General features: G+C 72.2%; 1 protein-coding gene and 1 pseudogene. Both read right to left on the bottom strand.

Features of this window, described 5'->3' with window-relative positions; translation table 11 throughout:
• Positions 1 to 112: 112 nt before the first annotated feature.
• A pseudogene (locus ACFXHE_RS09315) lies at positions 113 to 14989 on the bottom strand (amino acid adenylation domain-containing protein); the annotation flags it as partial.
• Positions 14990 to 15242: 253 nt separating this feature from the next.
• Positions 15243 to 22682: an amino acid adenylation domain-containing protein gene (locus ACFXHE_RS09310; protein WP_379381481.1), complete on the bottom strand. Its 7440-nt coding sequence runs from the start codon at positions 22680 to 22682 to the stop codon at positions 15243 to 15245.
• Positions 22683 to 22710: the final 28 nt, after the last annotated feature.

The following is a 22710-nucleotide window of genomic DNA, read 5'->3' as shown; positions in this document are numbered from 1 at the left end:
CCGCGGCTCGCAGCCCGCGCCGCCCGTTCCGGACATGTCGACGAATCAATGTTTCGCACCTTCATCTCGTGTCGAATTCAGCTGATACTACGGGTCGGTCACATCGCGGGCGTCAGCGCCCGTGCTCGGCGAGTCCACCCAGCGCCTGCACCCAGCCCTCCACCAGTTGCTTGACCTGGTCCAGGCCGAGCACCGTGCCCACGAAATCGAAGCGGGCGATCAGGCCGTCCTGACTGGTGTCGACGGTGACGTCCAGGTACAGGTCGTCGGCGACCGGTTCCGGGTAGACCCGGGCCGGGCGCAGGTCACGGTAGCGGAAGCCGATGCGGCCCACCGGGAGTACGGCGATCTCCGCCACCGTCTCCGGGTTCAGGTGCCGCAGCAGCCCGAAACCGACTCCCTGCGAGGGTACTTCGCGGGCCCGGTCGCGGATCTGCTCGATCACCGCGCCCGCGGTCGGGCCGCCGGCCCGCACCTCGGCGAGGTCGACGCCGTCCAAGCGCAGCGGGAACGGGTAGGTGGTGCTGAACGCGCCGACCGTCCGCAGTGCGGCCGGATCGCCGGAGGCGCGGCCGTCGGCGATCAGCCGCACCACCGAACCCAGTGTGTCGCGCAGGGTTTCGGCGCCCGGGTCGAGCAGGGTGGCGGCCAGGGCGGCCAGCAGCACATCGTCGATGCTGGCGCCGTAGCGGCGCGCCACGCCGTCGACGGCCGCCGCGCCCTCGCCGGTGATGGACACCGAGACCCGGCCGCGGGCGCCGGAATCGGCGTCGCCGAGCACCAGCTCCGGCGACACGCCCTCCGCGACCTCGGCGAGCTGGCCGCGCCACCAGTCCAATTCGTCGATGGTGTCGGCGTCCACGGCGCGTTCGGCCAGCGCGCGGGCGATGCCGAGCGGATGGGCGTCCGCGCTGTGCGGGGTGGCGTGGCCGCCGGACCAGGAGGCGGTGAGGTCCTCGATGACGGTGCGCCAGGAGGCGTCGTCCACGACCAGGCCATTGGCGACCACGACGAGCACGGCGGCGGGCCGGTCCTGCGGGTCCTCCGCCGGGTTGGTCGCCACGTTCTCCACCAGTACGAAGCGCATGTTGTACCCCTTCTCGGGGTCCAATTCGGCGGCGGCGGCGTGGATCACGGCCTCGATGGGGTCACCGACGGCCTCCAGGTTGGGGTCGATCTGCCAGACCACCGCGGCGCCGCGCGGCGGGGCGGCCGGAATGTCGAGCGCCACCGCGTCGCCGTTGCGGCGCAGTCGCGCCCACAGGCCCGGATGCCGGTCCAGCAGTCCGGCGACCGAGCGGCGTACCCGGGTGCCGGAGATGCCGGCGGCGATATCGAGGGTGATGGCCCGGACCCAGACGCCGGACGGTTCCACCTCGAGCAGGCCCATGGCGCCCGCGGGCAGTGGCGAAACCTCGCCCACCGCACTGAGTCTCGGCCCCATGACCGGGTTCTTGACGGCCACGCGCGGCGGCGCGGCCGGTGCGGTCTCCCCGGGTGCGGCCGCCACGTCGTTCTCCGATGTGACGGCGGCGGCCGGGCTCACCGGCTCGGGCTCGGCAACCGGCCGGAACGCGATATCGGGATCCGGCCCGGACTCCCGGACCGATTCGGGTTCGGCGGCCTGTTCCGGATCGCGCAGCTTCACCGACCGCTCGAGATCCTCGGGCCTGATCACCGGCAGCACCGCGGTGGTGGCCCAGTCGACCTCGAGCTCCTCGGACTGCCCTGCGGCGGAAGCGGATTCGTCTGTGGCGGACGCCGGCTCGCCGGTAGCGGACACGGCGTCGTCACGGGTGCCGGCCACGGGCCGGGCGCGCAGGTTCTCGGCGGCAATGATCCGCACGTCCGCGGGGACCGCCGGGGACAGGGCGTCCCGCACGGGTTCGGCGAGGACCAGGTGGGTCACCGCCTCGCGGGTGAGCAGTTCGGTGAGTTCGCCCGGCTCGTAGGCCCGGTGCTGCGCGACCACCAGGGCGGCGGCGGCGCCGAGCGGCAGCAGCGGTTCCAGCGGCGACAGGCTCGACCCGGCCGCCGCGAGATAGATCGCCCGCGCCTCGCCGTGCAGGCCGAAGGACAGCGTCCGGGTGGCGATCGCGTGCAGGTCCGCCTGGGCGAGCACCACCTCGCCGGAGCCGTCGGCCGCACGATCGACCCAGGCCGCGTCGCCGGGCGCGACGGGTGCGCGGCGGTCCGAGTCGGCGACCGGTGCGGGCGAACGGGATTCGACGTCCGCGCCCACGCGCGGATCGTCGACCACGAGCCACTCCCCGCCGGCGGCCAGCGGAGGCAGCGCGGCCGTCGCGGCGCTGAGGGTCAGGCCGTGCGTGGTCCGGTTGTCGATCGCACCCGTGTCGCCGGTGGCCGGATCCACCGGCAGCACGGTCGCACCGGTTTTGGCGACCGCCCACACCGCGAGGATGAGCGCCACCGAGCGGGGCAGCGCGACGGCCACCCGGGTGCCCGGGCGCGCGCCCTGATCGATGAGAACCCGTGCCAGACGCGAGGATTCGGCGTCGAGCTGGGCGTAGGTGAAAGCACGACCGCGGATGATCACCGCCGCGCCGTCCGGATTCGCCTCGACGGCGGCGGCCATGAGCTCGGGCAGGGTGCCCACCGGCTCGGCGGCAGCGGCGGTATCGCCGGCCGGTTCGGTGTCGGCGCGCTCGATGAGGCCGGCCAGCACCGGGCCGATCACGGCGAGGGCTTCCGCGGTGGTCATCATCTGGTGGGTGCCGGGCACCGGGTGCTCGCCCACGGCCCCGCTGACGTAGGGCCGCCAGTCGGCGGACGACTTCGCCTGCGGGACACCGGCGCTCAGGAACTCGGCCCGGAACAGCTCGACGCGGCCGTCGAAATGCCGCGGCCGGTACTGCGATTCGAGCTCGAGGCTGCGCACCGCGCCGCGATAGATGCGGCGCAGGCGGTCCAGGGTGAGGACGCCGAGGTCCGGCGGCACCGCGCCGTGCAGCGCGGTGAGCGCCTCCTCGCTCAGGTTCAGCAGGTCACCGTCGGGGAAGGCCTCGGGGCCGACGCCGATGGTGGCGAACTCGTCCAGGATCGAGGTCCGGAAGTCGGACTTCGACTCCGGGTAGGAGTCCAGGATGGCGACCAGGTCGACCTGCTGTCCGGCGGCCTGCAGCTCGGTGGCGATGGCGTAGGCCAGGATGCCGCCGAGCGAGTAGCCGAGCACCCGGTAGGGGCCCTCCGGCTGGATGGCGCGCATTTCGGCGGCGTAGCGGCGGGCCACGTCGGCCAGGTCGGCCGGGTCGTAGTCGGCCTCGGTGAGGGCGGGCGACTGCAGGCCGAGCAGCGGCTGGTCCTCGGGGAGGAAGCGCGCCAGACCGGCGTAGCACCACGACATTCCGGACATGGGCGGGGCACAGAAGATCGGCGTCCGGGTGCCCGTGGCGCGAATCGGCAGCACGACCTGAAGTCCGGCTTCGGAATTCGAGTCGAAGTCGTGTTCGCCCTCGAGCGCGGCCAGGATCTGCGCGGCGAGTCCGGCCACGGTCGGCGCGGTGAAGAACCACGCCACCCGGACCTCGGCGCCGGTCAGCGTGCGCAGGCGGCTCGCCACCTGGGTGGCCAGCAGCGAGTTGCCGCCGAGGGTGAAGAAGTCGTCGTCCGCACCGACCCGCTCCAGGCCGAGCACGTCGGCGAAGACCTCCGCCACGGTCTGTTCCAGGGCGGTGGCCGGGGCACGGAAGACGGCCGCCTCGAATTCGGGGTCGGGCAGCGCGGCGCGGTCCAGCTTGCCGTTCACGTTCAACGGCAGGGCGTCGAGGACCACGAAGGCGGCCGGGACCATGTACGACGGCAGCGCCGCCGACAGGGCCGACTTCACCTGCGGCACCTCGATATCCGAGCCGGACGGGACCAGGTAGGCCACCAGCCGGTCGCCGGTCTTGGCGTCGGTCTTGGCGAGCACCGCGGTCTGGGCGATCTCCGGCAGCGCCAGCAGCGCCGCCTCGATCTCGCCGAGCTCGATACGGAAACCACGGATCTTCACCTGGAAGTCGGTGCGGCCCCGATACTCCAGCTCGCCGGTCGAATTCCATGCGACCAGGTCACCGGTGCGGTACATGCGCTCACCGGTCGCGAACGGGTCGGCCACGAAGCGATCCGCGGTCAGATCCGGACGCCCGAAGTAGCCGCGCGCCAATTGCGCACCGGCGAGGTACAACTCGCCCGGCACCCCGGCGGGCACCGGCCGCAGCCGGGCGTCGAGCACGTAGACGCGGCTGTTCCATTCCGGTGCGCCGATCGGCACCGAGACGCGGTCGGCGGCGGTGACCTCGTGGTTGGTGATGGACACCGCGGCCTCGGTCGGGCCGTACAGGTTGTACAGGCCCACCGCCGGGAAGGCGGCGCGGAACCGCTGCGCGAGCGTCGCGGGCAGCGCCTCGCCGATGGCCAGCACCCGCCGCAGCGCGCCCAGTCCGACGGCCGAATTCGATTCGGCCAGCAGCGCGTCCAGCATGGACGGCACCGTGTGCAGCACGGTCACGGCCGTGCGGGTCATGAGCGCGTTCAGGTACACGGGGTCGCGGTGGCCGTCGGGCTCGGCGATGACCAGGCGGCCGCCCGAGACGGCGGCGGACCAGAATTCCCACACCGACAGGTCGAAGGTGGACGCCGTCTTCAGCAGTACCGCGTCGTCGACACCGAGATCGAATTCCGCTGTCTTCCACTGCAACTGGTTGACGATCGCCGCATGCGGCACGGCCACGCCCTTGGGGCGGCCGGTCGATCCCGACGTGAAGATGACGTAGGCGGTGTTCGCCGGCCGCAGTGGCGCGACCCGCTCGGCGTCGGTGATCGGCCCGGCCGGAACCGAATCCGTCGCCAGCTCGTCCATGCGGACCATCGGTGCGAGACCGGTCACGAAGCCGGTCGCGCTCGTGGTGAGGACGCACACCGGCGCGGCCGATTCCAGGATGTGGCCGGTGCGCTCGGCGGGCTGATCAGGATCGACGGGCACGTACGCGCCGCCCGCCGCGGTGACCGCGTACATGGCCACCACCAGATCGGTCGAGCGCCGCAGGGCCAGCGCCACCCGGGACTCGGGGCCGACGCCCAGCGAGATCAGGTGGCGCGCCAGGCGGTTGACCCGCTGCGCGAGTTCGGCGTAGGTCAGCTCGCCTTCGCCGTCGGCGACCAGGGCGGTCCGCCCGGCGTGGGCGCTCACGGTCCGGTCGAGCAGGGACGCCAGCGTGGCGCGGGTGTCGACCTCGTGCCGGGTGTCGTTCCAGCCCTGCAGGATTCGGGCCCGTTCCGCGGTGGCGAGCAGCTCCACCTCGCCCACGGGGGTGGCCGGTTCGGCGACCACGCTGGTCAGCAGCCGCACGAAGCGCTCGGCGAACCCTGCGACGGTGGCCTGATCGAACAGGGCGGTCGCGTAGGTGAAGTGGCCGAGAATGCCTGCGGGCTCACCGGTTTCGCTGTAGCGGTCGGCGGCGATCAGGTGCAGGTCGAACTGCGACAGCTCGGTGTCGATGTCGAGGCCCGCGACGGTCAGCTCCGGCAGTTCCAGACCGGCCTGACTGTGGTTCTGGAAGGACAGGCCCACCTGGAACAGCGGGTGCCGGGCGGTGGAGCGCACCGGGTTGAGCACCTCCACCAGGCGCTCGAACGGGACGTCGGCGTGCGCGAAGGCGGCGAGGTCGGTTTCGCGCTGCCGCGCCAGCAGTTCGGTGAAGCTCGCGCCCGCGTCCACCCGGGTGCGGAAGACCAGGGTGTTGACGAACATGCCGATCAGGTCGTCGAGCGCCTCCTCGCCGCGGCCCGCGATCGGGGTGCCGATGGCGATGTCGTCGGTGCCCGAGAGCCGGGCCAGCAGCACGGCCAGCGCAGTGTGCACGACCATGAACAGCGTCGCGCCCTCGGCGCGCGCCAGCTCCACCAGCGCGCGGTGAGCGGCGGCGTCGATATCGAGCTCGACCTTGCCGCCGTGGAAGGACTGCACGGCCGGGCGCGGCCGGTCCGAGGGCAGGTCGAGCTGGTCGGGCAGTCCGGCCAGCGCCTGCTGCCAGTAGCCGATCTGGGCGGCGGCCACCGACTGCGGATCGTGCTCGTCGCCCAGCAGTTCGCGCTGCCAGATGGCGTAGTCGGCGTACTGCACCGGCAGCGGCTGCCAGGCCGGTTCCAGATCCATGGACCGGGCGGCGTAGGCCACCATGAGGTCCCGGGTCAGCGGGGTCACCGACGAGCCGTCGCCGGAGATGTGGTGGATCACCAGGGCCAGCACGTATTCGCCCGGGGCGTCGGTGATCTCGAACAGCGCGATGCGCAGCGGCACCTCGGTGGTGACGTCGAACAGGTGCGAGGCCACCGCGAGCACCGCGCCCGGAACCTCGCCGGAGGCGACGGCGCGAACCTCGAGAACGGGCGTCGCCTGCGCGACCGGAAGCACCACCTGCACGGGGCCGTTGTCGGTCTCGGGGTAGATGGTGCGCAGGATCTCATGGCGCGCAACCACATCCGCGACAGCCGCACGCAGCGCAGCCACATCCAGGGCGCCGGTGAGCCGGACCGCGGCCGGGATGTTGTAGGCGGCGGACTCGGTGTCGAAGCGGTTGAGGAACCACATGCGCTGCTGCGCCGGGGACAGCGGAATGTGCTCCGGGCGCGGACCGGCCACCAGGGCGCGGCGGCCGGTGCCGGTGGCCGATTCGAGGGCGGCGGCCAGCGCCGCCACCGAGGGCGCGTCGAAGAGGATGCGGACCGGGGCGCGGGTGTCGAGGGCCGCGCCGAGGCGGGCCACCACCTGGGTGGCGACCAGGGAGTTGCCGCCGAGGGCGAAGAAGTCGTCGTCGCGGCCGACCGGGTGGCCGAGGCCGAGGGTCTCGGCGAAGACGGTGGCGACGGTCTGCTCGACCGGGGAGACCGGGGCGCGGAACTCGCGGGCCTCGAATTCCGGTGCGGGCAGCGCCTTCCGGTCCAGCTTGCCGTTGGCGTTGACCGGCATGGCGTCCAGCACCACCAGGGCGGCGGGCACCATGTAGGACGGCAGCCGGGCGGCCAGGTGCGCCTTCAGCGCTGTGTTTAATTTGCCTCCGCTGCGCTCCGGCGGGTTCGCGGCGCTGGAGGTCTCGATTCTTCCCTCCTCCGCTCCTCCGCTTCGCTCCCCCGCTCCGTCAGTCCAGAATCGAGACGCGCCGCGAACCTGTGTGTTCGACCTCTCGGGGACGACGTAGGCTACGAGCTGGTCGCCGAGGTCCGAGTCGGAACGCATGACGACGACGGCCTGGTCCACGGAGGCGTGCGAGGTGAGGGCGGCCTCGATCTCGCCGAGCTCGATGCGCAGGCCGCGCAGCTTCACCTGGAAGTCGGTGCGGCCCAGGTAGACCAGGTTGCCGTCGGTGTTCCACCGGACCAGGTCGCCGGTGCGGTACAGGCGCTCGCCGCGGCGGAAGGGGCTGGCCACGAAGCGATCGGCGGTCAGGTCGGCGCGGCCGACGTAACCGCGGGCCAGCTGCGCGCCCGCCAGGTAGAGCTCACCCACCAGGCCGGGGGCGACCGGGTGCAGGCGCGAGTCCAGCACGTAGGCACGGGCGTTCCAGACCGGGCCGCCGATCGGCACGGCGCCGGAGACGTCGCCGGCGACCGGCGCGTAGGTGGCGTGCACGGTGAATTCGGTGGGGCCGTACAGGTTGTGCAGCTCCGCCGGGCTGATCGCGCGGAAGGCGTCGACCGCGTCGGAGGTGAACGCCTCACCGGCCACCAGCAGTGCCCGCAGCGACGTCAGCAGCGCGGGATCGGCGGCCGCCGAGAAGGCGCGCAGCATGGACGGCACGAACGAGGTGAGGGTGACCCGTTCGGCGGCGATGACATCGGCCAGGTACAGCGGGTCGCGGTGCCCGTCGGGCGTGGCGACGACCATGCGGCCGCCGGTGGCCAAGGGGCCGAACAGTTCCCACACCGACACGTCGAAGGTGGCCGGGGTCTTGAACAGCACGATGTCGTCGCCGTCGAGCGCGTATTCGGCGGTGATCCAGCGGATCTGGTTCACGGCGGCGGCGTGCGGCACGGCCACGCCCTTGGGGCGGCCGGTGGAGCCGGAGGTGAAGATGACGTACGCGGTGTTCTCCGCGCGCAGCGGCGCGCGGCGTTCCACGTCGATGACCGGATGGTCGGCGTAGCCCGCGAGGATGGCGGTATCGACCTCGAGCACCGGGTGCGCGCCCGCGTCGAAGGCGTCACGGGAGGTGGTGAGCACGCACACCGGTTCGGCGGTGTCGAGCACGTGCGCGATGCGCTCGGCGGGCTGGTCCGGGTCCAGCGGCACGTAGGCGCCGCCCGCGGCCAGCACGGCGTAGACGGCGGTCACGAAGTCCAGCGAGCGCCGGATGTGCAGGGCCACCAGCGATTCCGGTCCGACGCCCTCGGCGATGAGGCGCCGGGCCAGGCGGTGGACGCGGGCCGAGAACTCGGCGTAGGTGAGCTGCTCGCCGTCATGGACCAGGGCGATGGCGTCCGGGGTGCGCAGTGCCTGGGTCTCGAACAGCGACACCAGGGTCGCGGTGGCCGCGCGGGGCAGCCCGGCCGCGACGTCGACGGCGGTGGCGTTCCAGTCCGACAGCACCCGCTGCCGTTCGTCCACGGCCAGCAGGTCGAAGTCGCCGACGGCCCGCTCCGGGTGAGTGGCCGCCGCGACCAGGGTGCGGCGCAGCCGCTCGGCCAGCCGATCCAGGGATTCCGGATCGAACAGGTCGGTGGCGTAGGTGAACGCGGCCGAAATGCCCTGTGCCACACCGTCGGCGGTGGTCCGCTCGACCAGTGTCAGGTCCAGGTCGAACTTGGCGACCGGCACGGTCAGGTCGACGTCGGAGACGGTGACGCCGGGCAGTTCGAACACGGCCGGGGTCATGTTCTGCACGGTCAGCGACACCTGGAACAGCGGGTGCCGGGCCTGCGAGCGCGGCGGATCCAGCAGCTCCACAATGCGTTCGAACGGCGCGTCGGCGTGCTCGAAGGCGGCCAGGTCGGTCTGCCGCACGGCGGCGAGCAGTTCGGCGAAGCTGGCGTTGGGGTCGACCTCGGTGCGCAGCACCAGGGTGTTGACGAACATGCCGATCAGGTTGTCCAGCTCGGCCTCGCCGCGGCCCGCGATGGGCGCGCCGATGGCGATGTCGCGGGTGCCGGACACCCGCGCCAGCAGCACCGCGAAGGCGGCGTGCAGCACCATGAACAGCGTCGTATTGTGCTGCTGCGCAACCCGGTTCAGGGCACCGTGCACGTGCGGGTCGATATCGAAGGCGTGCACCGCGCCGCGCCCGGAGGCCACCACCGGCCGGGGCCGGTCGGTGGGCAGCTCCAGCTGATCGGGCAGTCCGGTCAGGGCCGAGCGCCAGTAGTCGAACTGGCGGGCCAGCAGCGAGCCGGAATCGTGTTCGTCGCCGAGGCTTTCGCGCTGCCACAGCGCGTAGTCGGCGTACTGCACCGGCAGCGGGGTCCAGGACGGTTCCTGCCCCTGCATGCGGCCGAAGTAGGCGGTCATCAGGTCGCGGGTGAGCGGGCCGCCGGAGAAGCCGTCGCCGGCGATGTGGTGGACCACGCAGACCAGCACGTGATCCTCGGCGTCCAGGCGCAGCAGCCGCAGCCGCAGCGGCGGGGCGGTGGTCACGTCGAAGGGCGCGAAGGCGGCCTCCGAGACCACCTGCGCCACCTCGGCTTCGGTGACCGGGACGACCGGCAGCGACGGCATGGCGTCGGGCTCGTGGATGTCCAGGATCACCTGGTGGCCGACGCCCTCGTGCTCGGGATAGTAGGTGCGCAGCACCTCGTGCCGGGCGACCAGGTCGGCCACGGCGTCGCGCAGCGCGGGCACGTCGAGCGGGCCGGTGACGCGCAGCGCGATGGGCAGGTTGTAGGTGGCGGCGTCGGTGTCGAGGCGGTTGAGGAACCACATGCGCTGCTGCGCGTAGGACAGCGGCACCAGCTCCGGCCGCGGCATCGGCCGCAGCGGCGCGACGGCCGAATCGTCCAGTGCGCCCAGCGAATTCGCGAGTTCCGCGACGGTGGGCGCCTCGAACAGGGCACGGACCGGCACCCGGGTGCCGACCGCGGCGCCCAGCCGCGCCACCACCCGAGTGGCGTTCAGCGAGTTGCCGCCCAGCTCGAAGAAGTCGTCGTCCGCGCCCACCCGGTCCAGGTGCAGCACGGTCGCGAACACCTCGGCCACCGTGCGCTCGGCGGCGGTGGCGGGCTCGCGGTATTCGCGGGCCTGGAACTGCGGCACCGGCAGCGCCTTGCGGTCCAGCTTGCCGGAGGCGTTGAGCGGCATGGCGTCCAGCCGCACCACGGCGGAGGGCACCATGTAGGACGGCACGGATTCGCGGGTGTGCGAGAGCAGTTCGGCGTCGGTGACCTGCGCGCGGTCCTCGAGCACCACGTACGCGACGAGGCGGTCGCCGCTCGCGCCGCGCACCAGCGAGACCGCGGCCCGGTGCACGGCCGGGTGGCCGAGCAGCACGGTCTCGATCTCACCCAACTCGATGCGCTGGCCGCGCAGCTTGACCTGGAAGTCGCTGCGGCCCAGGTACTCCAGCGCATGCGAGGCGCCGTCGTGGATCCAGCGGACCACGTCACCGGTGCGGTAGAGCCGCTGCCCGTCCTCGTGGGCGACGAAGCGTTCGGCGGTGAGCGCGGGCGCGCCGAGGTAGCCGCGCGCCAATTGCACGCCGGCGACATAGAGTTCACCGGCCGCGCCGAAGGGCACCGGCCGCAGCTGCCGATCCAGCACCAGCACCCGGGTATTGGCGACAGGGCTGCCGATCGGCACGGCGACGCCGTGGGTGCGCTCGGCCGGGTGCGCGGTGACCACGGTGGCCTCGGCCGGGCCGTACCAGTTCACCAGCTCGGTATCCGGCAGCGCGGCAGCGAATTTCGTGGCGCTCTCCGCCGTGAGGGCCTCACCGGCGGCGAACACCCAGCGCAGCGAGGGGTGCCGCCGGGCCGCGCCGTCGAGGTAGGTGTCGAGCATGGACGGCACGAAATGCACGGAGGTGACGGCGTATTCGTCGATCGTGCGCGCGATGTAGGCCGGGTCGCGGTGCCCGTCCGGTTCGGCCACCACCACGGCCGCGCCGGTCTGCAACGGCCAGAACAGCTCCCAGGTGGAGATGTCGAAGGTGATGGGCGTCTTGTGCAGCACCACGTCGCCCGCGCGGTGCGGGTAGGTGCGCTGGGCCCAGCGGAACTGGTTGGCCATCTGCCGGTGCGTGATGACCACGCCCTTGGGGCGGCCGGTGGAGCCGGAGGTGTAGATGACGTAGGCGGCATTGTCCGGGCGCACGCCCGCGGGGGCGACCTCCACGAACGGGTCCGCGCCCGCGAGCGCGTCCACGAAGAAGAGCGGTACGCCGGAGGCGGTTTCGAAGTCGTCGGCCGCGCGGGTGAGCACGCACACCGGCGCGGAACCCGCGAGGACGTACTCGTTGCGCTCGGCCGGGTGATCGGGATCCACCGGCACGTACGCGCCGCCGGAGCGCAGCACCGCGTAGACGGCGACCACCAGATCGATGCCGCGCCGCATGGCCACGGCCACCCGGGATTCCGCGCCGACGCCGCGCAGAGTGAGCTCCTGCGCCAGCCGGCGGGAGCGGGCGTCCAGCTCGGCGTAGGTCAGGGTGGTGCGGCCGAAGATCACGGCCGGGGCGTCCGGGGTCCGCGCCACCTGGGCGTCGAACAGGGTGAGCAGCGTCGAATCGTCCAGCAGCTCGGGCACTTCGGTGGCATTGACGGCCGCCAGCTCGCGGCGCTCGCCGTCGAGCAGCGCGTCCACCGCGGCCACCCGCGCCCGCGGGTCGGCGGCGATGCGGGACAGCAGCGCCGAAAGCCGGTCCGCGATGGCCTGGGCCGCGTCCTCCTCGAAGAGGTCGCGCAGGTACTTCACGCCGAAGCCGAGGCCCTTGCCGCGCGGCTGCACCATGACGGTGAGCGGGTAGTGGGTGCCGTTCACCGCGGACGCGCCGAGAATGCCCGCGCCGTCGATGGGCGCGGCGGCGTCGTCGAGGGACTCCTCGTCCACCGGGAAGGAGGCGAACACCACGATGGAGTCGAAAAGCCCGTCGACGGCGGCGATCTCCTGGATCTCGCCCAGCCCGACATAGTGGTGGTCGAGCAGCGCGGCCTGTTCGTCCTGCAGCGCCCGCAGCACCTCGGTGAGCGTGCTGCCCGGGGTCAGCCGCACCCGCACCGGGATGGCGTTGAGGAACAGGCCGATCATGGTCTCGATGCCCGCCAGCTGCGGCGGACGGCCGGACACGGTGGCGCCGAAGACGACATCGTCGCGGTCGGTGCTGCGGCCGATGAGCAGACCCCACGCGGCCTGCACGACGGTATTGAGGGTGACGCCCGCCTCGTGCGCCACCCTGGTGAGCGCGGCGGTGTCGTCCTCGGACAGCTGGAAGGCGACTTCGCCGATGCCCGAGGTGATCTCGCGCGAGGGATCGACGGCCGCGAGCGGCGTCGGCTCGGTGAACCCGTCGAGGGTCTCGCGCCACGCCTCCCGCGCCGCGGCGTGATCGCGCGCGGCCAGCCAGGCCAGGTAGTCACGGTAGGACCGCACCGCCGGGATCTGCGCCGCGTCGCCGCCGGCCGCGTACAGCAGCAGCATGTCCTGGATGAGCAGCGGCATGGACCAGCCGTCGATGAGGATGTGGTGGCTGGTGACGCACACCCGGTAGCGGTCGGCCGCCGTGCGGTACAGCGCCACGCGCAGCAGCGGCCCGGTGCCCATGTCGAAGTGGCGGGCCACGTCGAAGGCCATCAGGCGGTCGGTCTCGGCCAGCGCCTCGGCGGGCACCCGGTCACTGAGATCCAGGTACTGCCAGGGCAGTTCGACCTCGTCGAGGACGACCTGCAGCGGATTGCCCGCGCTGTCCTCGGCGAAGACCACCCGCAGGTTCACGTGCCGGTCCAGCATGGCGCGGGCGGCGGCGTGCACGCGCGCCACGTCGATCTCACCGGCCAGGTCGAGGGCGAACTGGACCATGTAGGCGTCGACGGAGGATTCGGCCAGCCGCGCGTGGAACAGCATGCCGGTCTGCAGCGGGGTGAGCGGCCACACCTCCGACAGGTTCGGGTAGCGCTCGCGCAGCCGCGCCTCGTCGTCGGCGCTCAGCTCGACCAGCGGTCCGGTGGCGAGTTCCTCGGTGGCGGCGGCGGTGTCGACCGGCACCGCGAGCTCGGCCAGCGCGGCCACGGTGCGGGCGGCGAACATCTCCTTGGGCTTGAAGCCCAGACCCCGGGCCCGGGCCCGGGACACGATCTGGATGGCGGTGATGGAATCCACGCCGAGGCTGAAGAAGTCGTCGTCGAGGCCGACCCGGTCCAGGCGCAGCACCTCGGCGATGACCTCGGCCACCGCCTGCTGCGCCGCCGTCTCCGGGGCCCGGTACTCGGTGACCTCGAGCTCCGGCTCGGGCAGCGCGCGGCGGTCCAGCTTGCCCGCGGGCGTCAACGGGATGGTGTCGAGGACGATGATGGCGGCCGGCACCATGTGCGCGGGCAGCGTCCGCTCGGCCAGCTCCGACAGCACCGCGGTGTCCACCGGGAAGCCCGGGGCCGCATGCACATACGAGACCAGCGCAGTGGCGCGGCCGTTCACCTCGTGACCGACGGTGACCGCGAAGTCGACCGACTCGTGCCCGGCGAGCACCGCGTCGATCTCGCCCAGCTCGATGCGCAGGCCGCGGATCTTCACCTGGAAGTCGTTGCGGCCCACATACTCCAGCTCACCGGCGGCATTGGCGCGCACCAGGTCACCGGTGCGGTAGAGCCGGGCGCCCGCGCCCCCGTCGAACGGGTTCGCGACGAAGCGGGCCGCGGTCAGTTCGGGCCGGGCGTGATATCCGCGCGCCAGCAGCACACCGGCGATGTACAGCTCGCCCGGGGTGCCGACCGGCACCGGCCGCAGCCATTCGTCCAGCACGTACGCGCCGGCGCCGCGAATGGGGGCGCCGATGGTCACCGGCCGGTCCGGGGACAGCGGATCGGAGATATTGGTCGCGATGGTCGCCTCGGTCGGGCCGTAGGCATTGTGGAAGCGGCGGCGACCGGACGCGTCGCCGGACCAGCGGCGCACCAGCTCGGCCGAAATGGCCTCGCCGCCACCGACGATGGCTTCCATGGTGGTGAGCTGATCCGGATCCAGCGAGGCCAGCACCGACGGCGTGATCAGGCCGTGGGTGACCCGCTCCCGGGCGATCAGGCGGCCCAGTTCGTCACCGCCGTACACCTCGGGCACCGCGACCACCATGGTCGCGGCCGCGCCGATGGCCATCAGCAGTTCCATGATCGAGGCGTCGAAGGACGGGGTGGCGACCTGGAGCACCCGCGACTCCGGCCCGATGCCGAAGCGTTCGCGCATCTCCGCGGTCAGCGCGGCCAGACCGGTGTGGGTGACCACCACGCCCTTGGGCAGGCCCGTCGACCCCGAGGTGTAGATGGCGTAGGCCGGATGCTCGGCCCGCAGCGGGCGCGCGCGGTCGGCATTGGTGACCGGTTCGGCCGGATAGCCCTGGGCGGCGGCCGCGATCTCCTCGGTGTCCAGTTCCAGCCAGGGCAGCGTGGTCGGCAGGCCCGAGCGGGTGTCGGCCACGGTCAGGCCGAGCACCGCCCGCGAGTCCGAGATCATGTGCCGCACGCGGTCGGCCGGATAGTTGGGGTCCACGGGGACGAAGCCCGCGCCGGTCTTGGCGACCGCCCACACCGCCACCACCGACTCCAGCGAGCGGCGGATACCGACCGCGACCAGATCCTCCGGGCCGATGCCGCGGGTGATGAGCAGGCGCGCCAGCCGATTCGAACGCTCGTCGAGTTCGGCGTAGCTCAGCGCGGCCAGGCTGCGGTCGGCGTCGGCGACCGTGACGGCGAGGCCGCCCGGATTGGCCTCGACCGCGGTCGCCAGCAGCTGCGGCAATGTCGGAATGTGGGGTCCACGGCGGGTCCGGGTGGGACGTACGCGAGCCGTGCGGGTCATGCCGCCACCGCCACGAGCTCGATCTTCCGGTCCCCGACCACCCGAATCATGCAGCCTGTCCTCATCCTGTCCGTCATTGCCCATACCGCCGCGTGCACCGACATTGTTCATCGGGTTCACGCAGGCCGCGTTACTCGACCCTGCTGGTGGCAGGGCTGTCGGCCCCCCGCGGAGGGACCGGTCACGCGCGCTTCCCCAAAGGAGTATTCAGTCCTGCGGGCGGGAGGGCCACTCCGGGCCGCTCACCAGGTGCTCATCGGGCGGTGGCGGCCCCCGGGACGGCGACGACGGTCAGACCCGACCACCGCGCGGGGACGGGCAGCCCGTCCACCACGAGGGCGGTGAGATCGTCCAGTTCCGCGGGGTCCGGCCCGTCGAGCCGGGCCCGGTCGGCGAACAGGTGGGTGACCCATTCGTCGGCGAGGGTCTCGGTGAGATCGGCTCCGGCCTCCGCCAGGACCATTGACGCCCCGATGCCGCCGGCGGCGACCGGCTCGATGAGCGCGAGGGGGTGATCCGCCAAACCGGACCAGTAGGTGCGTGATTCGAAGGTGAGCTCGGACTCGGCCCGCACCCGATCCACCATGGCCGCGACTTCGTCATAGCTCAGCGACGCCCGGCCCGGCGCCGCGAAGGCGGTGTCATCGCCGCGCAGTGCGCGAATGCGGTGCGCGTAGGTGACCGGCCGCGCCGATTCGGTGGCGACCTCGGCGGCCACCCCCGGATCGTCCAGGGCGAGCCAGTCGATGCCCGGCACGGCGACCGGTTTCCCGGCGGTCAGGCCCACCTTCACATCCAGTCCGCTGGGCGGCAGCCGGTCCAGACCGGCCAGCGGCACCACCGCCGCACCGGTCTTGAGCACGGCCCAGGTGGCCACGGCCAGGTCGGCTCCCCGGTCCAGCCGCACGGCGACGCCGGTGCCGGGCCCGCAGCCGCGCCCGATCAGGAAGCGGGCCAGTCGCGAGGAGCGGGCGTCGAGGTCCCGGTAGGACACCGTCTCCTCACCCCGGACCAGGGCCGGACCGTCGGGGTCGTCCTCGACCGCGGCGGACAGCGACTGCGGCAGCGCCGTGCCGTGCGCGGTGGTGGTCACCGCCGGGGCGGGCGTGGGCAGCGCCCGGGCGCGGGCGCGCTCGGCCGGGCTCAGCAGGTCGATGTCGCCCACCGGTATGTGCGGATCGGCGGCCACCGCTGCCAGGATGCGTACCAGGCGCGCGCCCAGGGCCTCGATGGTGGACTCGTCGAAAAGCTCGGTGGCATAGGAGAAGACGACGGCGAGGTCGCCGGGGGTGCCGTCCGCGGCGAGCGGCCCGGCCTCGACGCCGATCTGCAGGTCGAACTTGGCGGCCTCGAGCGCCGCGTCCACCCCGGAGACCGACAAGCCCGGGAGCTCGAGCTCGGCCACCTCGTTGTGCTGCAACGCCAGCACCACCTGCAGCAGCGGATCGGCCTGGCCGCGGCTGGGCGCGACCGCCTCCACCACGCGCTCGAACGGCACGTCCGCGTGGGCGAAGGCCGACAGATCGGTTTCGCGGGCGGCGGCCACCAGATCGTCGAAGGAGGCGGCGGGATCGACCATGCTGCGCAGAGTGAGGGTATTGACGAACATGCCGACCAGGCCGTCGAGCACCTGCTCCCCGCGCCCCGCGATCGGGGTGCCGACGACGATGTCCGGGCTGCCCGACTGCCGCGCCAGCAGGACCGCGACGGCCGCGTGCATCACCATGAACAGTGACGCATTGTGGCGGCGTGCAATGCGATTCAGCTCGGCGTGGATCTCGGCGGGCACCACGTAGTCGACCAGCGCGCCCGCCATGGACGGCGCCGGCGGGCGGGGCCGGTCCAGCGGCAGCAGCGGCCGCGCGGGCAGACCGGCGAGCTGTCCGCGCCAGTAGTCCACCTGCGCCGCGGCGACGGAGTTCTCGTCGGTGTCCGAGCCGATCACCGCGTGCTGCCACAGCGCGAAGTCGGCGTACTGCACGGGCAGCGGCGCCCAGCCGGGCGTCTCGCCCACGGCGCGCGCCATGTAGGCGATCATGAGATCGCGGGCCAGCGGCGCGAAGGAGGCGCCGTCGGCGGCGATGTGATGGGCGACCAGGATCAGCAGGTAGTCGTCGGGCGCGTCCCCGGTGAGCAGTCGCATGCGCACCGGAACCTGGTGCGCGACATCGAATCCGGCGTAGATGAGCTCCTGTACCCGCGCGCCGATGTCGCGGGCGCGCTCCGTCTCGAGACCACCCGCCAGCGCCTCCGCGACCGAGAGCACCTCCTGATAGGGAGCGCCGCCGGGGCCCGATTCCGGGTAGCGGGTGCGCAGTACCTCGTGGCGGGTCAGGACGTCCTCCGCGGCCCGTGCCAGCGCGGGCACGTCGAGGGTGCCGGTGAGGCGGATGACCATCGGGATGTTGTAGGCCGGGGATTCCGGGTCCAGCTGATTGAGCACCCACATGCGCTGCTGCGCCAGCGACAACGGCACCCGCGCCGGCCGCTCCCCCGCCACCAGCGGCGGACGCGCACCGGTCGCGGCGCCCGGCACGATCCGGGCGGCCAGACCGGAAACCGTTGCGGTCTCGAAGAGTTCGCGCACCGAGACGGTGGCTTCCAGCGCTTCGTTGATCCGCGAGACCGCCCGGGTGGCGATCAGCGAGTTGCCGCCCAGCTCGAAGAAGTCGTCGTCCGCGCCGACCCGGTCCGCGCCGAGCAGATCCATGAAGACGCCCGCCACGATCTCTTCGATCGGGGTCGACGGCGCGCGGAAACGCCGGGGCTCGAACACCGGGGCGGGCAGCGCCCGGCGGTCCAGCTTGCCGGAGGCATTGAGCGGGAAGGCGTCCATGACCGCGATCGAGGAGGGCACCATGTAGGCCGGAAGCAGCTGCGTCAGAGCGGCTTTCACCAGGGTAGGATCGACCTCCGCGGCGGGGTCGCGGGCCACGTAGCCGACCAGCTGCTCGCCGCCCTGCGCGTCGGCGCGCACCACCACGACCGACTGGGCCACGCCGGGCTGGGCCAGCAGGGCCGCCTCGATCTCGCCCAGTTCGATGCGCAGGCCGCGCAGTTTCACCTGGAAGTCGGTGCGGCCCAGGTATTCCAGTTCGCCGTCGGCACGCCACTTCACGAGGTCGCCGGTGCGGTACATGCGCGCCCCGTGACCGAACGGGTCGGCGACGAACCGGTCGGCGGTCAGGTCCGGGCGGGCCACATAGCCGATGGCCAGCTGGTCACCGGCCAGATACAGCTCGCCCGGGACGCCGGGGGCGACCGGTCGCAGCCGCGAATCCAGCACGTACAGTGCGGTATTGAAGACCGGCCGGCCGATCGGCACCGACACGGTGTCGGCATCGGTCACCTCGTGATAGGTGACGTCGACCGCGGCCTCGGTCGGACCGTAGAGGTTGTGCAGCCGCGCACGGGTCAGCTCCCGTAGTCGCTGCGCCGTCGGCGCGGGTAGCGCCTCGCCGGAGGCGAACACCTGACGGAGTTTGATTGCCCTCCGCTCCGCTCCGGGCGGGTTCGCGGCGCTGAGGGTCTCGTTCTTCCCTCCCTCCGCTCCTCCGCTTCGCTCCCCCGCTCCGCTCGGTCCAGAACGAGACGCGCCGCGAACCACCGGGTCGCTCTCACCCAGTGCCGCAAGGAAGACCGCGAGCATCGACGGCACGAAATGCACCGTGGTGACACCATGTTCGGCGATCGCCTGGGCCAGGTACACCGGATCGCGGTGCCCGTCCGGGGTGGCGAGCACCAGGCGCGCGCCGGTCTGCAAGGGCCAGAAGAACTCCCACACCGAGACGTCGAAGGTGGCGGGAGTCTTCTGCAGCACCACATCCGCGTAGGTCAGGCAGTACTGCGCCTGCATCCAGACCAGCCGATTGACAATGGCGGCGTGACCGACGGCCACGCCCTTGGGCCGACCGGTCGAGCCCGAGGTGAACAGGACATAGGCCGGGTGCCCCGGCCGCAGCGGACGGGTCCGTTCGGCGTCCGAGATCGGTGTGCTCGTCCACCGGGTCCGCGCCCGCTCCTCGGCCTCCTCGACGAAGCGGGCGGGAGTGCCGCTCCCGCTGTCGAAGCCGTCCCGCCGGGTGGTCAGCACCAGGCGCGGCCCGGCGGTGCCGAGAATGTGCTCGTTGCGGTCGAGCGGCTGGTCGGGGTCCAACGGCAGGTAGGCGGCGCCGGTCATGAGGACCGCGTACATGGCCACCACCAGCTCGGTGGAGCGCCGGATGGCCAGGGCCACCGAGGTTTCCGGCCCGACCCCGTAACCGTCGATGAGTTCGCGGGCCAGCCGGCGGGCGCGGTCGGCCAGTTCCCGATAGGTGAGGCGCTCGTCCGCGCAGACCAGTGCCACGGCATCCGGAGTGTCGGCGACCTGCGCCTCGAACATCGAGATCAGGGTTGGCACGACATCGTTCGGCAAGCCGGCCGCGGCGGTGACGTCGAAGCCGGTGGCGTTCCAGTCGGTCAGGACGCGTTGGCGTTCCTCGGGCACGAGCAGGTCGAGATCCCCGACGGGTGCACCCGGGTCGGCCGCGACCAGTTCCAGCACGCGGGCGAAGCGGCGGGCGAACGACGCGATGGTCGGCTCGTCGAAAAGGTCCAGCGCATAGGAGAATTCGGCCGCCATCCCGGTGCCGTCGCCGCGCTCGTCCACCGTCTCCTGCACGGTCAGCTGCAGGTCGAACTTGGCGAAGGGCACCTCGAGGTCGGTGCCGGAGACGGTGAGCCCGGGTAGCCGGAATTCGGCGGGCGCCAGATTCTGGAACGAGAGCATCACCTGGAACAGCGGATTGCGCGCCTGCGAGCGGGCCGGGTCGAGCAGGTCCACCAGTCGTTCGAAGGGCACGTCCGCGTGGCCGAAGGCGCGCACGTCGGTGTCGCGCACCAGGTCCAGCAGGTCGGCGAACCCGGCGGCGGGATCGACGTCGGTGCGCAGCACGAGGGTATTGACGAACATGCCGATGAGGTCGTCCAATTCGGCCTCGCCGCGCCCGGCCACCGGCGTGCCCATGGCGATGTCCCGGGTGCCGGACAGCCGAGCCAGCAGGACCGCGAGTGCCGTGTGCACGACCATGAAGGTGGTGCCGTTGTGGCCGCGGGCCAGCCGGCGCACGGCGGCGTACACGTCGTCGGCGAGTTCGAAGCGGTAGGTGCCGCCGCGATACGAGGCGACCGGCGGGCGCGGGCGATCCGACGGCAGCACCAGTTCGTCGGGTAGTTCGGCCAGTGCCGCGCGCCAGAAGGCGATCTGCCGTGCCAGCGTGGAGTTCTCGTCGTCCTCGGCGCCGAGTGCCGTGCGCTGCCACAGGGTGTAGTCGGCGTACTGCACCGGCAGCGGAGCCCAGTGCGGCGCGGCCCCGGAACTGCGGGATACGTACGCGGTCACCAGGTCCCGGGTGAGCGGGCCCATGGAGAAGCCGTCGGCGGCGATGTGGTGCACCACGCCGACCAGCACCTGCTCGCCGGGTCCGAGGCGCAGCACCCGCAACCGGATGGGCGGGGTGGCGGTGACGTCGAAGCCCGTCCCGCCGAGTGCCATCACCCGGGTGGTCAGCTCCGCGGCATCGATGTCCTCGACCGGCAGGTCCGGTATCGCACGGGGATCGGTGAGCGGCAGCACCTGCTGATAGCCCTCGCCGTCCACCTCCGGGTAGACGGTGCGCAGCACCTCGTGCCGCTCGACCAGGTCCCGGACGGCGGCGCGCATGGCCTCGAGGTCGAGTTCGCCCGAGAGCCGCACCGCGAGCGGCACATTGTCGACCGCGCTGTCGGGTGCGAACCGATTGAGGAACCACATGCGCTGCTGCGCGTAGGACAGCGGCACGCGATCGGGCCGCGGCCCGGATACCAGTGCGGGGGCGGTGTTCCCGGTCGCCTCCCCGGCCAGCAACGCGGCCAGGTCGGCGACGCTGGACGCCTCGAACAGCACGCGCACCGGAACCCGCAGGCCCAGCGCGGTACCGATGCGGGCCACGGCCTGGGTGGCCAGCAGCGAGTTGCCGCCCAGCTCGAAGAAGTCGTCGTCGGAGCCGACGCGCAGCGGCTCGGCGCCGGGCGGCGTGAGCAGGCCGGAGAAGACCTCCGCGACAGCGGCTTCGGCGGCGGTGGCGGGGGCGCGGAAGGCCCGGGTGGTGAAGACCGGTTCCGGCAGCCGCTCGCGGTCGACCTTGCCGACCGGGGTCAGCGGGATCTCGTCGAGCACCATGATGGCGGCGGGAACCATGTACGCGGGCAGGGATTCTCCCGCGAAGGCCGCCAATTCCGCGGTGTCCAGAGCGGTTCCGGGGCTGGGCAGCACATAGGTGACCAGGGCGGCGGCGCCGGTGGGCAGGGTGGTGCCCAGGGTGACCGCGAAGTCCACGCCGGGGTGCGCGGTGAGGGCGCTGTCGATCTCGCCGAGTTCGATGCGCAGACCGCGGATCTTGACCTGGAAGTCGGTGCGGCCGTGGTGTTCGAAGTTCCCGTTCTCCAGGCGTTTGACCAGGTCGCCGGTCCGATACAGCCGCTGCCCGGGTTCGCCGTAGGGTCCGGCGACGAAGCGTTCCGCGGTCAGCCCGGGCCGGTTCAGATAGCCCGCGGCCAGTGCCGGTCCGGCCAGATAGAGTTCGCCGACCACGCCGGGCGGCACCGGCCGCAGGCCCGCGTCCAGCACGTACGCGCCGATGCCGGGCAGCAGGGTGCCGATGTGCGTGCCGCCGCCGGGCGGCAGCGCCGCGGTACCGGTGGACAGCGCGGTGACCTCGGTCGGGCCGTATTCGATATGGAAGTCGCGGTCGGGGGTGATCCAGCGGTCCACCAGCGCGGGCGGCACCCGCTCGCCGCCGCACATGATGGCGCGCAGGTCCTGCGGGACAGCCGGATCCAGCGATTCCAGCACAGCCGGCGTGATGCAGATGTGGGTGATCCGTTCGCGGCGGAGCAACTCGGACAGCTCGTGGCCGCCGAACACGTCCGGCGGCACCACGACCAGGGTGGCGCCAGCGGTGAAGGCGTACAGCATCTCGACGATGGAGAAGTCGAAGCTCGGGGTGGTGAGCTGGGTGATGCGGGAATCCTCGGTCACCGCACGGCTTTCCCGGCGGGCGGCCAGTCCGGCCAGCCCGGAGTGGGTGATGGCGACACCCTTGGGCTTGCCGGTCGAGCCCGAGGTGTAGATGACGTAGGCCAGGTGCTGCTCGGTCAGCGGCCGGGTGCGGTCGGCGTAGGAGATCGGGTGCGCGGGCCGGGCCGCGATGCGCTCGGCCCGGGTGGGATCGTCGAGTTCGATCCAGTAGGCGGCGGTCCCCAGCCCGGCCCGGTGGGTCGCCAGGGTGACACCGAATTTCGCACCGGAGTCGGTGAGCATGTGCTCGATCCGGTCGCCCGGATAGGTCGGGTCCACCGGCAGATAGGTGGCGCCGGTCTTCACGATGGCCCACATGGCCAGCACCGATTCCACCGAGCGCGCGATGCCCATGGCCACCACGTCACCTGGGCCGATACCCAGGGCGATGAGTTCGCGCGCCACCCGCGAGGACTCCCCGTCGAGCTCGCGGTAGGTGAGTTCACGCTGGTCGGAAGGGTTTCCGGTGGGATTGAAGCTGATGGCGACGGCATCGCCGGCGGATTCGACTGCCGCGGTGAGCAGTTGACCGAAGAAGGGGCTGCCGGACCGGCGGCGTCTGCTCCCACGGACTGATCTACGGGTTGTATCCATCCGTGTTGTCCACCTCACACGTCCAGCA

This window comes from Nocardia sp. NPDC059229, from assembly GCF_042754165.1.
Classification (GTDB): domain Bacteria; phylum Actinomycetota; class Actinomycetes; order Mycobacteriales; family Mycobacteriaceae; genus Nocardia.
Note: the sequence above shows the minus strand (reverse complement) of the source record. Positions and strands in the feature narration are given on the sequence as shown.

Excerpts from the sequence above, each read along its gene's own strand:
- ACFXHE_RS09310 (WP_379381481.1), bottom strand. The coding sequence starts at position 22,682 with ATGGATACAACCCGTAGATCAGTCCGTGGGAGCAGACGCCGCCGGTCC.